We start from the raw sequence: 13,872 nt of genomic DNA, 5'->3' as shown, positions 1-13,872 counted from the left end.
TTCCTCGGTTCAATGGGCTGCAAGGCAGACACATGGATGCTCTCGTTTAGTAAATGATCGTTTAGTAAATGAATGTTATGTTACGATGAACCCTCTGTCAAGGAGCCATATGCGCTACTCGAAAAGCCACAAGGAAGACACCCGCCGCAAGCTGCTGGACAGCAGTCGCGCACTGGTCAAGAAGGGTGGTTTCGACTCCACAGGGGTCGAGGCCTTGATGTCCGCCATCGGCTTGACGCCCGGGGCGTTCTACAGCCATTTCCCCTCCAAGCAGGCTCTGTTGGAAGAGGTCATCCGGGAAGAAATGCAGTACAGCCTGTCAATGCTCAAACCACAGCCGGCCGACGGTGGCTCAACCTTGAACCAACGCACCAAGGCCTACTTGAGTGTTCCGCATGCCGAGCATCCTGAAGCTGGCTGTGTGCTGCCAGCCTTGGGCTCCGAGCTGGCACGCATTCCTGTCGAGGTGAAATCCATCATCGAAGACGGACTCAAGGACATGCATTCCGTGTGGAATGACGAGCTCAAGGACGAAAACGCTGCCTGGGCGGTCATCGCTCAATGCGTCGGCGCGGTCATCTTGGCTCGCTCGGTCAAGTCTGACGCAACGCGCCGCGAGATCCTCCGGGCGAATCGGGCGCAGGTGGATGCTTTGCTCCGGTCGAGAGCTCGAAGTGACTGAGGGATCGGCGATAGCAACCACCCGATTGGAGAGATGAATGCAGCATGCTTTGGATACCGCGATTGAGCTTGAGAGCCTGGAGGCGGGCCGCTTTGTGGGTGCCACGAGCCCGTCCTACGCAAACATGGTCGGCCCCTTTGGTGGGACGACCAGTGCCGTTCTGCTGAAGGCTGCGTTGCAGCATCCCGACGTGCTGGGGGCGCCCATTTCTTTGACGGTGAACTTTGCCAGCCCGCTGGTGGACGGCTCCTTCGAGATCGTGGCCAATCCAGTGCGCACCAACCGTTCGACGCAGCACTGGATCTTGCAACTCACGCAGGGTGGCATCGTGGCCGCCACGGCCACCGCCGTGTTCGCCGTGCGACGCGAGACCTGGTCCGCCCCCGAGGTGTTGATGCCTTCAGACCTGCCCTCAGCTTTGGATCTGATCTGTACACCCGTTGAGGTCAGTCTGCCTTGGGTGCATTGCTACGACATGCGCTTTGTGAATGGCGAGATGCGCTTTGATGGGCAAGAACAATCGAATTCGAACAGCCAGCTGTGGGTGCGCGACGAGCCGCCCCGGCCACTTGACTTTGCCTCGCTGGCGGCCATCTGCGACTGCTTTTTCCCTCGCATCTTCATCCGGCGTCGGGTGCTGGCCCCCATTGGCACCGTCTCGCTCACGACGTACTTTCACGCAGATGCTGCCATGCTGACCGCGCAGGGTGACCGTCATGTCTTGGGGTGTGCTCGAGCGGTGAACTACCGCAATGGGTACTATGACCAGAGCGCTGAAGTCTGGGGTGACGGGGGGCAACTGCTGGCCAGCACGCACCAGATCGTCTATTTCCGAGATTGAATTCTTTCACCGACAAGCTCTGCACCGCCAGTGAAATCAAAGGATGTGCATGACCATCAAGAAAGGTCCGTTGGCGGGGCTGCGTGTCCTGGATTTTGGCCACTACATTGCGGGCCCGCTGGCCGGCGTCTTTCTTGCCGACCAAGGCGCGGAGGTGATTCAGGTCAGGAATCCACGCGCCAAAATGTGGGACAGCAACACCGAGGCCGCTCTTGCTCGTGGCAAACGCAGTGTCGATGCTGATCTCAAAGACATGGCTGAGCGGCAACGAATATTCGCGCTTGCTTCTGAGTGCGATGTGATCCTGGAGAACTTCCGGCCGGGTGTCATGGCGCGTCTGGGCCTGGGCTACGAAGCCATTGCGGCCGTGAATCCCGGCGTCATCTATGTCTCGATGCCGGGTTACAGCCGACACGATCCGCGTGCACCTCTGCCGGTGTGGGACGGCTCGGTCAATGCGGCCAGCGGTTTGTACACCGATTTGGCCATCGGGGGCGCTGCGGTTGATCTTCCTCCCATCTACACGCCATTGGCGCTGCCTTCCGTTTACGCCGGGCTTTGGGGCGCGATTTCCGCGCTGGCGGCGCTTTATGCGCGCCAATCTCATGGACACGGCGACCGGATCGAAGTGCCGCTGATGGACGCCGCGATGTCGGCGGCGGCAGGGGTGATTTTCCAGATTGCCGATCAGCCGGCGCGCTACAACGCGCCACCAGTCTCACGCCGGTGGCTTGATCGGGTTTCCCTTCGCCGGTTGCCGGCTGGCATGGTGGCCAAGACGCATGACCTGGTGGCGAGGATGATGCCTCCCCTGTTCCGCAACTATGTGTGCGGCGACGGTCAGCAACTCTTCATCTGTGCCATCGACAACGCCAACCACATCGCCAAGCTGGTGGCCGTGATGGGCATGCACGAGGAAGTCGAACGTCTTGGCTTCGTCTTCGGTCACGTGCTGGACGTGCCGCCGACGCGCAACAACATCACCGCCTACCGCGGCACCTCAGCCAAGTGGAGGGCGCTCAGGACCTTGCTGAAACGTCGCTTCGCCACCGCCACGGCCGATGATTGGGGTGAACGACTGGCGCTCGCTGGCATACCAGCGGTCCGCCAGCGCAGCCTCCCGGACTGGTTGTCGATGCCTGTGATGCACGACAGCGGGATTCTGGTCAAACGCACCACCGCGGCTGGTAAGACCATGATTCAGCCAGCGCCTCAGGTCGATGTCGAAGGCATGCGTTGCTCGACTCAGGCGGTTTTGGCCAACGATCTGAGCAAGGTGTCGACCCAAGGCTGGGCCACGGCCAAAGCGTTCTCGGCCGTGGCCCAGTCAGGCGACAAAAATGGCGCGCGCCAAGCGCCCCTGGCGGGTGTGCGTGTCCTTGACCTGGCCAATGTCATCGCGGGCCCTGCGGCGGGCCGGACACTGGCAGAACTGGGTGCTGAGGTCATCCACGTGTGTGCCGTCACGCCCCGGATGGGGCCGAGGATGACGCTCTTGCTGGGCATGGAAGTCAACCAGGGCAAGCGCAGCTTGGCGCTCGACCTCCACCAGCCGTCAGGGCGTGAAGCGATCCATAGCCTGCTGCCCGAGACCGATGTCCTGCTCTACAACAAGCTCCCTGATCAGGCTCGGCGCCTGGGTGTGGCCCCCGAGCAAGTGCATGCGATCAACGAGAGCACGGTGGTCTCAGCCGTGACTGCTTATGGCGGCACCCAAGCTGGCGGCTGGGAAGGCCGCCCCGCCTACGATCCGGTCATCCAGGCCCTGACGGGCGTCATGCAGCGCTTCGGCAGCGAGCAGGCTCCGGCGGTGCACGGCATTGCGTCCTGCATCGACTATTTCACTGGGTACTCTGCGGCGTTCGGTGCGGTGCTGGGATTGGTCGCACGCAGCCAAGGCGATCACTGTCTTGTCGCGCGGACATCCTTGGTGCGCACGGCGGGCTGGGTACAACTGCCGCAGGTCTGCAATCCTGAGCAAGCAACGCCCACGGGATTGGCAGCACTGGGGGGTGAGGTCTTCGATCGCCTGTACCGTGCACGTGGTGGCTGGGTGCACGTTGACGCTGGTCCAGCCGGCGCGCCTCCTGATGTGCCGACCACTCCTGAGCAGGCTCGGGCATGGCTGACGCGCGAAATGAGCAAACGAGACGTGGAGGCCGCTGTTGCTTGGGCGCGCGGACGCGGGCTTGTGGCGCAGGCCGTGCTGTCGGCGCGCCATCTGCGCAGCAGTGCTGTCGAGGCGGAGAGTCGCGGCTCGCTCATTGATCCGACCCAGGTATCGGGCTGCATCGTCCGGGTCCGTCATCCAGCGGGCGAGTCTTATTTCGCCCCAGATGCCACGTGGATGCGCTTCGCGTATGCCCAACAGAGGCGCATTGCCCACGCGCCTGCGCCAGGGCAACACAGCGTGGACATCCTGACGCAGGCAGGCTATCTTCCAGAACAAATCGATGACTTTTTGGCTAAAGGCATTTCAGCCGAATGCTGGCCCGCACTGCGTACTTATATCCCTGATTGATTCCCGAACGAGTTCACATGGATGTGTCAGTTGCTGCGTGGTGTAAGTCATGTCCAACTCTCTTATCAAAGGATGACTTTGAGGGGCAAGTTGGACCGCCATGGCACCTCCAATCACCCCGACACGGGCTTGTAGCCCATTCGGCCGATGCGTTGATACCTCTTCAGGTGATGCGCTTCGTGAACATGACCGGCGATTGAATGAATGCCCTTGCTATTGACTTGACACACACCAAGGCACATGACCATGGCTACATCCTCTCCTGAATGGATAAAGACGGCGTGCATCCTCTGCTCGGTCAATTGCGGACTGGAGGTGCAGGCCGGCGGTGAAGACGGCCGTCGTATCATCAAGATCCCTGGTGACGACGCGCACCCCGTCTCGCGGGGTTACCTCAGCTTGCGCGTCAGCCCACAAGACGCGCAGGTGCTGAACGTGAGGAATGGCGATACCGTTCGCGTGCGAACGCGGCGTGCATCGCTGCAGGCGCAGGTCGAAGTCACAGCCATCATGCAACCGGGCCACATCTCCTTGCCTAATGGGCAGGGGCTGGATTGCCGGGACGCCACGGGCCGAATCGTCAGGATGGGCGTGCCGCCCAACGAGCTGACCGACCGCGCGCGCCGTGACTTCCTGGTCGGCACGCCATGGCACAAGTACGTGCCGCCGCAACTGGAACGCATTCAGCCAGAACAGGCTGCTTGAATCAAGGGGAGCCCTGTATGCCTCACGCGTCGTCAAAAGAAGCGGACCTCTTTCGCCAGACCCTGGAGGAACGCTTCCATGCGTGCTTTGCCGACTGGCCGCAGTTTCTGCAGCTGTTCTCGCGCGAGACATTGAAAGAAGGAGCGCACTGGGTTCGCGCAGGGGATCGGTGCAGCGACTTCTTTCTCATCTCAGCAGGATTGCTGCGGGTCTACCTGATCGACCAACAAGGGCGGGAGATCACAGAAGGCTTCTACGAGCCAGGTATGTTGCTTGGCCCTCTTGTCAGCATGCTGGGCGAAGGCGACAGGCCCTGCCCATTTCATGTGCAGGCCATGTCGCCCTCCACATTGTGGGTGAGCAACTATCCTCGTTTTCATCGCTATGCCATGGACAAGCCGGACGTCCTGAACTTCGAGATTGCTTTCTTGCAGGACCTGTTCGTGCGCAACGCCAAGCGGGATGCCAAGCGTCTGATGAGCAATGGAGAGGCGCGCTATCGATGGTTCCTCACCAAGTATCCCCATCTGCTGGATCGCGTCCCGCTCTGCCAGATCGCATCCTTCCTTGGGATGACGCCGGTAAGCTTGTCGCGGCTGCGCAAGCGGGTGGCCACGGGCTTGCATGAGGCTCAGATGACCAGCGCCAAGCGGGTGGCCTGATCGATGGCGCGTTTTGCGTCGAGCTGAACGGCCACGTCTGCACCACCAATCACTGAATTCGGGTTGTAAGCGTAGCGGCCCGTGTGCAGGATTTGCATGCAGATCTTGGCGCCCTCCTTGTGCACGGCATCGGTGATGACGCGATGTTTGAGCGCCTGTTCATGGGTTTCGATCAGCTGCGTGGCTGCGTGGACCGCTCCTTCGGCGTTGGGCGCAAAGCCGCCGGTGACGATCAGCCCTACGCCACCCTTCGCGCGCTCGCCAAAGAATGCGGCCATGCGCTCGATGCCGTCTTCGGCCTCATCCAGGCCAGTGTGCATGGAGCCCATCAACACGCGGTTCTTCAGCGTTGTGAAGCCAAGGTCGAGCGGCCGAAGCAGGTGGGGATGGGTCGAAGCGAGCATTTGCAATCCTTGAGACTGAGGGAGGTTGCCGTGACACCGAGCAACCTGGCGTGGCCATGCTATCGGTGGCGCGAAACACCTTCCTTATCCATTGTTAAGGCGTCCTTGGCGGCCACACGGAACAATTCAGCCCTCATGCAACACCGGACATCAGCCATGGCCCATCCCTACCGTGCACCGCTCGCCGACATGCGACTCCTGCTGTTGCAGCATCCGCCTACACAGGCTGATGCCGACGTGCAGGTGCTTTCCGAGTTGGCCACCTTTGCCCAGGAGCAATGGGCCCCATTGAACGCCACGGGCGATGCCGTTGGCTGCAGCTTTCAGCAAGGTCAGGTCAGCTTGCCGCCAGGCGTCAAGGCAGCGCTACGGCGCTACCTGGATGGCGGCTGGCTGGGCATGACGCTGCCCGAAGCTTGGGGTGGCCAGGCCCTGTCTGCCACACTGGCCTCTTTCGCAGGCGAAGTGCTCAGCGCCGCCAATCCTGCCTTGAGCATGTTCGCTGCACTCACCACGTCAGCTTGCAAAACCATTCTGGCCATTGGTTCTGACGCCCTGAAAGAGACCTACTTGCCCAGGATGGCATCCGGAGAGTGGACAGGCACGATGTGCATGACTGAGGCCCATTGCGGCTCCGACCTGGGGCTCATCAAAACCACCGCTGTGCAGGTGGAGGACGGCGACTACGCGATAAGCGGCAACAAGATCTTCATCTCGGGGGGTGAGCACGATGGCAGCGCCAACATCGTTCATCTGGTCCTGGCTCGGATCAAAGGCGCGCCCGAAGGCAGCAAAGGCCTGTCGCTCTTCGTGGTGCCCAAGTGGCTGCCGCATTCCGGCGCTGCGAATGCCGTGCATTGCCTGGGCATCGAAAACAAGATGGGCATCCATGCCAACCCCACGTGCACCTTGAGTTTCGAGCAGGCGCGGGGCCAGTTGCTGGGCAAGCCCCACGAGGGCCTGAAGGCCATGTTCACCATGATGAACGAGATGCGCCTGGTTGCGGCCCTGCAGGGGGTGGGCTTGAGCGAACGTGCCTTTCAGCAAAGCTTTGATTACGCCACATCGCGTACACAGGGCAAAGCTTTGGACCGCGCGAACCAATCAGAAGGCCAGGCGGATGCGCTGGTCTGCCACGCCGACGTGCGTCGCATGCTGCTGACCCAGCAGGTCTTTGCAGAGGGCGGCCGGGCCCTGTGCCACCATTGCGCCCTCCTGTTGGACACAGTCAATGCTGGAGGAGAGCAAGGCAAATCGGCAGAGAAAATGCTGGGGATGCTGACACCGATTGCCAAAGCCTTCTTGACCGAAACAGGCTTGGAATCGGCCAGCCTGGCCATCCAGGTGCATGGCGGTCATGGCTACATCAGGGACAACGGCGTGGAGCAAAGTTACCGCGATGGCCGGATCGCCACCCTGTACGAAGGCACCACTGGCATCCAGGCGCTGGACTTGCTTGGACGCAAGGTGCTGGGCGATCAAGGCCAAACACTGCTGGCATTCACCCAGGACATCCGGCACTTGTGCGAGATCATCGACCAAGATACTGCGGCCACCGCGCAGGTGAAGGCCTGGGCTCAACAGCTGCTGCCCTGGGTGACAGCGTGGCCTGAGCTCGTTCAGCAAATCGGCGTCAAGGCCATGGACAACCGCGAAGAGGTGGGCGCCGCAGCCTACGACTTCCTGATGTACTCCGGTTATGTCTGCCTGGCCTATTTCTGGCTGCGCACGGCGCACGCTGTATCCGAAGCAGGGCAAGACTTTGACCCCATCTTCTTGGCCTCGAAGCAAAACGCAGCCGCCTTTTATTTCGCCAGAATCCTGCCAAGGGCACACGCCCACCAGGCGGCGATGAGTTCTGGCCGGGAGGTCTTGTCGATGGGCGGCTAAGCCCAGCACGCTTGAGCGCTCTGGACAACGCTGGTCGCCCGCTCAGTTGCTGACGTAATAGCAGGCCTTGCTGAGGTACCAGATCGGGTCGCCCCCGAACGTGCCGGTGTTGCATGCCACCTTGCCCGACAGGCCGGTGCGTACTTTGTACGAGGACCAGGCCCCGAACCACACCGTGGCCGTCTTGCCCGCTGGCAGCGCGCAGGCGCCGTTCTGGCTGGCACACTTCACCGCGCCCGAGGGCGCGGGGTGGCGCTCGGTGCGTTCACCGTCACATTCACGCTGGCACTGGTGGTGGCGGCGCCCTGGTTTTTTAAGTCCACGGAACCGGGTCAACTCCAGCCTCAAGGCTCGTGTTCAGTCACAGGCGTTTGGCCGGGGTTAGCGGGCAAGTTTGGCGTGCGTGGCCGGGCTGTAAACCGACACCACGAACGCGGTCACCAAGCTCGTCCATTGACCATAGGCGGCCAGTCGATAGGCGTGGCCTGCTGTCACGTAGTGTTCTGGCATGCCCACGTTGCCCATGATCGGCAGAAGCAAGAAGAAGCTCGGCGTGGCCACCAAACAGGCGATCGCGAACCACGACCACTCCTTGGCCCAGTTCTCCTGCCCTCTTGCCAAGGCGGTGGCCAGCAAGGTGGCGAAAATCAAGGCCATGGTGCCGCCAAACAGATGGAGCGCGCCACCATGTTGGGCCGTGAAGCTGGGCATGCCCCACTGCAAACCCCATTGCCAAAGTGCAAGTCCAACCATGGCGGTCCCAAGCGACAGAGCCCAACCTGCCCAGGCGGTGTCCCGACTCGTGATGTCGCCATTTGAGCGGAAGGTCGTTCCCCATAACCACACCATGGCGCTCAGCAGCCCGGTCAAGGTGCCCAAGACAAAGAGCCAGCGGGTCACTGGAGCCGAAGCCATGATTTGCTGATCCAGCTGCAATACTGAATGCGGAATCAATGCATTGGAATTGCTTGCCGACGTGAGTCCCAGATCGAAAACGAAATGCTGCACCGTGGTGACCATGGACGCCGCAAGAACAAGCTGCATGACCATGGCCACCACTCGCCCCAGACGTGCATGCGGCTGGAACGAAGCGTGAACGCGTGTGAGCAGTGCTTTGGGCTGATCAGCCTGCAGGAGCCGGTTCAATGTGTACAGGCCATAGCCGATCATGAAAGACAAAGGTATCAACATGCCGCTGACCGCGTAGTTGGCCTCCAACTGGCGCATCCCCTCAGGGGCTACTGCCGCAAATGCAATCCAGCCATATCGCTGTATGGGCGCGGTGAGCAGCATGCCGAAATTCAGGGCCATCCATGCCTGGTGCTGAGCAATGCGCTTGCGGACCAATGCATGGATGGACAGCCAGAGCGTGACGGTCACCCCAACATCGAGGACCCACAGCCCGACATAGAAGGTGAGTTGGTCATAGATCAAATGCACGGGTGTGCGCAACAGATAGATGGCTGCCGCAATCATGGCTGTCTGCACGAGCACCATGTAGGCCAGGCCAAAGCCTCGGTGCCAACGCGGGTAGTTGCGCCGAAAGGCGGGCCAGAACTGGAGTGCGCCAAACAGCATCGCCGTACCGGCCAACATCGAGTGCATCGCTATAGCAACGATATTGGCCCGCGGCATGGTGGTGTAGTGAATCCACGATTCACTGAGCCCCTGCTTGCCAAAGGCGTGCAAGGGTGTACCGACGCTGGCCATCATCGCCACCAATACATTTGAATGCGAGGCGATGTCGCCCGGGGACCCCAGGTCTTGTCCGGCTTCTGCAGCCCGCTGCATGCTCAGCCGTTGTTCAGCAATCGTCGGATCGTAGGTAGAGCGGTAGTTGACCACAGCTGCGTCGATGGCCGCCAAGCCGTAAAGCAACGTGGCCGCAGCCCCCAGTGCTGCCAGCGCCTTCAGAAGCCATTTGCGCAAACTACTCGTGGAAGACGTGGGGATGTAAGCAGTCGCAGTCATGGAAGTCTATGCCCTCGGATAGAGATGCCGAATCCTAAAAGGATGCAATTCACCTGAGGCGCCAAGATCATGCTCCAAAGGCCAAGGTTGCCAACGCCATGTTCAAGGCGAGGGCCAACCGAAGCTTGAATGAAGGTCGGGAGCCTCGGAACGAGGGGCTGACAGCCAAGAAGGAGGTCTGGCTCATGCGCTAGGATCAGATGCAGGACGAGAACTGCTCCATTGCCAGGACGCTGTCGGTCATTGGTGATCGCTGGACGATGCTGATACTGAGGGACGCATTTTTGCGTATCCGCAAGTTCGAGGACTTCCAGAAAGACTTAGGCATCTCCAGGCAGCGGCTGTCGGAGCGGCTGAAAAAGCTGGTAGATGAGGGCGTGCTCAAGAAGACGGCTTATCAAGCAGGCCCGACTCGCTTTGAGTACTGCCTGACTGCCAAGGGCCTGGATCTTTACCCGGTGATCATGGCGATGGTCAATTGGGGGGACAAGTATTTGGACAAGGGCATGGGCGCGCCGATGCTTTACAAGCACGTCAAGTGCGAACACTACTTCACCGCACAGTTGAGTTGCTCTGAGTGTGGCGAGGTGCTGAGCCCGAGAGAGGCGAGGCCTGAGATCGGCCCGGGAAAAGCCAATGTGCGACTGACCGCGGAGCCGGATTGAAGGTCGCGTTTACTTGGTGAGGGCGCAGCTTCCGGCGTCGGTAAAAATGGCGGTAGAAAGAAATCTTGGTACGTCGGAAACCCAGTGTTCATGCGGCTCTCAAGGCGCCGGAAATGATCGAGTGGGAGTGATTGGAGACTCTCAGCGCGTCTATCGTGCTCAATCCGACGACCATCGTCCCAGGGAAACGACGCGCATTTTGAGCGGGGGGGCGGCATCTGCACAGACCGCCATCGCGAAGCGCACTTATTTTCCCGGTATCGAGGATGGCCTTACCCGCCCTTGACCAGTTTCAGCCAGTTTGGCTCAAGAGAAGTTGGCCCAGGATCAGCCGCTGACTGACGTTTTCCAGATCGCTCAAACGGTCGGCTTGCCCATCTTCGATCTTGAACAGGATCAATTCGTTGATGCCAGCCACAATCGCCAGGACCAACTCGGGATCCAGGGGCGGTAGCGATGGCTGCAGCGCGCGTTCCGCGTCATACGCGGCCAGCAGCACATCCGCGAACTGTTGCAGCACCTCTCGCTTGGCCTTCATGCCTTCCGTACCCAGGTACAAGATGTCGATGTACAGCCGCTTCATCAGCGCAGACTGTCCCTGCATGAACGACAGGTAAGCCTTGGCCCCCAGTTGGATGCGCTCCAGCGCAGTGAGACCGGCGGTACCGGAGGCCTCCTTGAGGACGCCAAGCACCCGTGCACTGTTCTCGCGGTACAGCGCCAGGAAGCAGTCTTCCTTGTTGGCAAAGTGCTGGTAGAAGGTCCGCTTGGATACCCCAGCCTCTTTCACCACATCGTCGGCGTAGAGCTCGGACAGTGAGCGTTGCTCCAACACCTTGGCCATGCCAGCGATCAGGCGACTGCGCGGAGAAATGCCATCTTTCGTCAAGGCCATGAGTGAGCGGTGAAAGCGCCTTAGCGATCTTTGGATTATTGCGGTACACTTTTGTACCACTTTCCTCTGTCGTCGCTTCATGGCTATGCAAAACATTTGCCCCACATCAACCGGTCGTGTTTCCACTCAGGTCGCCATCGTCGGCTCAGGCTTCGGCGGATTGGCCGCAGCCCATTACCTGAAGCAGGCAGGTTTCCATGACTTCCTCATCCTTGAGCGTGCAAGTGACGTGGGTGGCGTGTGGCGCGACAACAGCTACCCAGGGTGCGCCTGCGATGTGCAGTCCCATCTGTATTCGTTCTCCTTCGCGCCCAATCCGGACTGGAGTCGGGCTTTTTCGCCTCAAGGCGAAATCCTGAGCTATCTGAAGCGCTGCGTGCAGGAGCTGGGGCTGATGCCTCACGTGCGACTGAACCACGACGTCCAGCAAGCCGCATGGGAAGAGTCCAGCGCCACTTGGTGCATTCAGACCAGCCAAGGTGAGGTGCGCGCCCAGCACCTGGTGGGCGCTTTCGGCTCACTGAGCGATCCTTTGATGCCGAAACTTCCTGGCCTGGACGCGTTCAAGGGTGACGTCTTCCATTCGGCCAACTGGCCCAAAAGTTTCAACCCGAAAGGCAGGCGCATCGCGGTCATGGGCACTGGCGCGTCTGCGTTGCAGTTCATTCCGGCCATCCAGCCGGAAGTGGCGCACATGCACGTGTTCCAGCGCACGCCACCGTGGGTTTTGCCTCGCCATGACGGGCCGATTTCAACAACCGCCCGGAGCCTGTTTCGCAAGCTGCCTTGGCTGCAACAACTGGCGCGTGCTCGGGTCTATGTCCATCGCGAAGCCTTGGCCCTGGGCTTCTTGCACCCGCGGCTCATGGCGCGTACCCAAGCCAAGGCACTCAGGCACATGCATGCGGCGGTGCGAGACCCCGCCTTGCGCAAGAAGCTGACACCTGACTACACCTTGGGGTGCAAGCGGATTCTGATCTCGAACACCTATTACCCAGCGCTGGCGCAAGCCAACGTCGAAGTCATCACTGACGGCGTGAAACAGGTCCTGCCGGATGGCGTCGTCGGGCAGGACGGTGCTTTCAGACCGGTGGACACGATCATTTACGGCACCGGCTTCAAGACCAAGGATTTGCCCTTTGCCCACCTGATCCATGATGGAAAGGGGCGCACGCTGGCATCGGCCTGGCAGGGCAGTCCACAGGCCTACATGGGCACCACGGTGCACGGCTTTCCCAACCTGTATCTGCTGCACGGCCCCAACATTGGTTTGGGGCACACCTCCGTGGTGTACATGCTGGAAGCGCAGGCCCGGCACATCGCGGGCGTGATCAAACTGGCGCGGTCCAATGGTTACGACGCGGTGGAGCCCACGGCATCGGCGCAGCAGCGCTTCCTGACCCGGATCGAGAAAATGATGCGTGGCACCGTGTGGGTGGCTGGCGGCTGCGAAAGTTGGTATCTGGACGACACTGGCCGCAACTCCAGCACCTGGCCGGGGTTCACGTTCAGCTATGCGCGGGCGGCGAGCAAAGTAACTGAGACGGATTACGCGTGGCGGCGCATTGCGCCAGTGAGACCAGCATCCAGCACCACCAAGGTCTCCCCGTGAGTGCGTCCCGCGTCAAAGGGCGTTTCCTTCGTGGCCTGGACGGCATGCTGGATGCTGGCGCTCACCCGGCCAGCCCGGATACCCATGCGGTCGATCAACTCTCGCCCTTCCTTCAGGTGCTGCGCTGCCTTCGACGCTTGGGGCGTCGAGACGGTTCGGCCATGGCTTCTCGCCAACGTTTTCGCGCAGACATGGTCGCCTTTCAAGCGGGCTTTGCCGTTGGCTCCACGCAAGACCTGTCCATCCCCACCGATCAGGGATCGCTGGCCGCCCGGCTGTATCACCCCAGTTCGCCTGCCAGCCTGGCGCCGCTGACCGTGTTCTTCCACGGCGGGGGGTTCATCATGGGCGATCTGGACACCCACGATGATGCTTGCCGACTGTTGTGTGAGGGCAGCGGCATGCCTTTGCTATCAGTGGCCTACCGACTTGCACCAGAGGCGCCGTTTCCCGCCGCAGTTGACGACGCAGTGGCCAGCGCACGTTGGGCGCTCAAGCAGCTTGATGCCTTCGGGGTGACAGGCCTGGCATTGGGCGGAGACAGCGCAGGCGCCAACCTGGCCGCGGTCGCGGCGGCGCGCCTCGCTCAGGAGGGGCAGCATGTCGTCGCGCAACTGCTGATCTACCCCGGAACCGACTTGTCGCAGACTCGGCCATCGCACGCACAGTTCGGGGCTGGCTATTTCCTTGACCGCGCTGAAAGAGAAACGTTCTACGGAGCTTACCTGGGGGACGTCCGGGCGCTCGCCACGGACCCGCGGGTGTCCCCGCTGCTGGCCAGCGTGCCGCTTGAGATGGCGTCGGCGCTGGTCGTCACCGCTGGCTACGACATGCTGAAGGATGAAGGGCAGGCCTATGTGCACCACCTCCGGCGTGCAGATACCCCCGTTCAGCACCTTCATTTTCCTCGCCTGGGCCATGCCTTCATCAACTTGGCCAGCGTCCACCGGGAATCGCGTACAGCGGTGGCGCAAATCGCCCGCCAATGGCGCGCGCTGGCATTGAAATCACCAAGGAATTGACC

The 13,872-nt window shown here is 61.1% G+C and carries 13 protein-coding genes and 1 pseudogene; 10 read left to right on the top strand and 4 right to left on the bottom strand.

Annotation, left to right across the window (positions count from 1 at the left end):
- Positions 1-109: 109 nt before the first annotated feature.
- From Q7V20_RS10925 to Q7V20_RS10905, 6 genes and pseudogenes are all read left to right on the top strand, one after another.
- Positions 110-682: a TetR/AcrR family transcriptional regulator gene (locus Q7V20_RS10925; RefSeq protein ID WP_304790545.1), complete on the top strand. Its 573-nt coding sequence runs from the start codon at positions 110-112 to the stop codon at positions 680-682.
- A gap of 37 nt (positions 683-719) precedes the next feature.
- Positions 720-1,523 (top strand): acyl-CoA thioesterase II, encoded by an 804-nt coding sequence (locus tag Q7V20_RS10920; protein WP_304790543.1) that lies wholly within the window; start codon positions 720-722, stop codon positions 1,521-1,523.
- A 49-nt stretch (positions 1,524-1,572) separates the two neighbouring features.
- Positions 1,573-4,044, top strand: a complete 2,472-nt coding sequence (locus Q7V20_RS10915; protein WP_304790540.1) for a CoA transferase — start codon at positions 1,573-1,575, stop codon at positions 4,042-4,044.
- A gap of 240 nt (positions 4,045-4,284) precedes the next feature.
- Positions 4,285-4,440, top strand: a pseudogene (locus tag Q7V20_RS24355) (hypothetical protein); the annotation flags it as partial.
- A 3-nt stretch (positions 4,441-4,443) separates the two neighbouring features.
- Entirely contained in the window at positions 4,444-4,749 is a 306-nt protein-coding gene (locus Q7V20_RS10910) for a molybdopterin dinucleotide binding domain-containing protein (protein WP_370652454.1), read from the top strand.
- 17 nt (positions 4,750-4,766) lie between these two features.
- Positions 4,767-5,411 carry a Crp/Fnr family transcriptional regulator gene (locus tag Q7V20_RS10905; protein ID WP_304790534.1) on the top strand — a complete coding sequence of 215 codons (645 nt, stop codon included), beginning with the start codon at positions 4,767-4,769 and terminating at the stop codon, positions 5,409-5,411.
- Here Q7V20_RS10905 and Q7V20_RS10900 read toward each other — a convergent pair.
- The gene (locus Q7V20_RS10900) at positions 5,381-5,815 is read right to left on the bottom strand and encodes a hypothetical protein (protein WP_304790531.1); all 435 of its coding nucleotides are present in this window, start codon (positions 5,813-5,815) and stop codon (positions 5,381-5,383) included. The genes Q7V20_RS10905 and Q7V20_RS10900 overlap by 31 nt on opposite strands.
- Positions 5,816-5,971: 156 nt before the next feature.
- Between Q7V20_RS10900 and Q7V20_RS10895 the strand changes: the two genes are divergently transcribed.
- Positions 5,972-7,705: an acyl-CoA dehydrogenase C-terminal domain-containing protein gene (locus Q7V20_RS10895; protein WP_304790528.1), complete on the top strand. Its 1,734-nt coding sequence runs from the start codon at positions 5,972-5,974 to the stop codon at positions 7,703-7,705.
- 42 nt (positions 7,706-7,747) lie between these two features.
- Here Q7V20_RS10895 and Q7V20_RS10890 read toward each other — a convergent pair whose 3' ends face one another.
- Positions 7,748-8,041, bottom strand: coding sequence for a hypothetical protein (locus Q7V20_RS10890; RefSeq protein ID WP_304790525.1), 294 nt, complete (start codon positions 8,039-8,041; stop codon positions 7,748-7,750).
- A gap of 45 nt (positions 8,042-8,086) precedes the next feature.
- A complete protein-coding gene (locus tag Q7V20_RS10885) occupies positions 8,087-9,676 on the bottom strand; it encodes a DUF2306 domain-containing protein (RefSeq protein WP_304790523.1) in 1,590 nt (529 codons plus the stop codon).
- A gap of 200 nt (positions 9,677-9,876) precedes the next feature.
- Between Q7V20_RS10885 and Q7V20_RS10880 the strand changes: the two genes are divergently transcribed.
- Complete coding sequence (locus Q7V20_RS10880; RefSeq protein ID WP_304790520.1) at positions 9,877-10,341, top strand: helix-turn-helix domain-containing protein; 465 nt, start codon at positions 9,877-9,879, stop codon at positions 10,339-10,341.
- 292 nt (positions 10,342-10,633) lie between these two features.
- Here the strand turns inward: Q7V20_RS10880 and Q7V20_RS10875 are convergent, their stop codons facing one another.
- Positions 10,634-11,236 (bottom strand): TetR/AcrR family transcriptional regulator, encoded by a 603-nt coding sequence (locus Q7V20_RS10875; RefSeq protein WP_304790517.1) that lies wholly within the window; start codon positions 11,234-11,236, stop codon positions 10,634-10,636.
- A gap of 85 nt (positions 11,237-11,321) precedes the next feature.
- Between Q7V20_RS10875 and Q7V20_RS10870 the strand changes: the two genes are divergently transcribed.
- Both Q7V20_RS10870 and Q7V20_RS10865 read left to right on the top strand, forming a co-directional pair.
- The gene (locus tag Q7V20_RS10870; RefSeq protein WP_304790514.1) at positions 11,322-12,848 is read left to right on the top strand and encodes an NAD(P)/FAD-dependent oxidoreductase; all 1,527 of its coding nucleotides are present in this window, start codon (positions 11,322-11,324) and stop codon (positions 12,846-12,848) included.
- The gene (locus Q7V20_RS10865; protein WP_304790511.1) at positions 12,845-13,870 is read left to right on the top strand and encodes an alpha/beta hydrolase; all 1,026 of its coding nucleotides are present in this window, start codon (positions 12,845-12,847) and stop codon (positions 13,868-13,870) included. Before Q7V20_RS10870 ends, Q7V20_RS10865 begins: the two co-directional genes overlap by 4 nt.
- The last annotated feature ends 2 nt before the right edge of the window (positions 13,871-13,872 follow it).

The organism is Aquabacterium sp., assembly GCF_030652515.1.
Classification (GTDB): Bacteria; Pseudomonadota; Gammaproteobacteria; order Burkholderiales; family Burkholderiaceae_C; genus Aquabacterium.
This window is presented reverse-complemented; position numbering and strand designations above follow the sequence as displayed.

Coding starts and splice junctions, on each gene's coding strand:
- Q7V20_RS10915 (WP_304790540.1), top strand. CDS start 1,573: ATGACCATCAAGAAAGGTCCGTTGGCGGGGCTGCGTGTCCTGGATTTT.
- Q7V20_RS10870 (WP_304790514.1), top strand. CDS start 11,322: ATGCAAAACATTTGCCCCACATCAACCGGTCGTGTTTCCACTCAGGTC.
- Q7V20_RS10925 (WP_304790545.1), top strand. CDS start 110: ATGCGCTACTCGAAAAGCCACAAGGAAGACACCCGCCGCAAGCTGCTG.
- Q7V20_RS10885 (WP_304790523.1), bottom strand. CDS start 9,676: ATGACTGCGACTGCTTACATCCCCACGTCTTCCACGAGTAGTTTGCGC.
- Q7V20_RS10900 (WP_304790531.1), bottom strand. CDS start 5,815: ATGCTCGCTTCGACCCATCCCCACCTGCTTCGGCCGCTCGACCTTGGC.
- Q7V20_RS10875 (WP_304790517.1), bottom strand. CDS start 11,236: ATGGCCTTGACGAAAGATGGCATTTCTCCGCGCAGTCGCCTGATCGCT.
- Q7V20_RS10880 (WP_304790520.1), top strand. CDS start 9,877: ATGCAGGACGAGAACTGCTCCATTGCCAGGACGCTGTCGGTCATTGGT.
- Q7V20_RS10895 (WP_304790528.1), top strand. CDS start 5,972: ATGGCCCATCCCTACCGTGCACCGCTCGCCGACATGCGACTCCTGCTG.
- Q7V20_RS10905 (WP_304790534.1), top strand. CDS start 4,767: ATGCCTCACGCGTCGTCAAAAGAAGCGGACCTCTTTCGCCAGACCCTG.
- Q7V20_RS10920 (WP_304790543.1), top strand. CDS start 720: ATGCAGCATGCTTTGGATACCGCGATTGAGCTTGAGAGCCTGGAGGCG.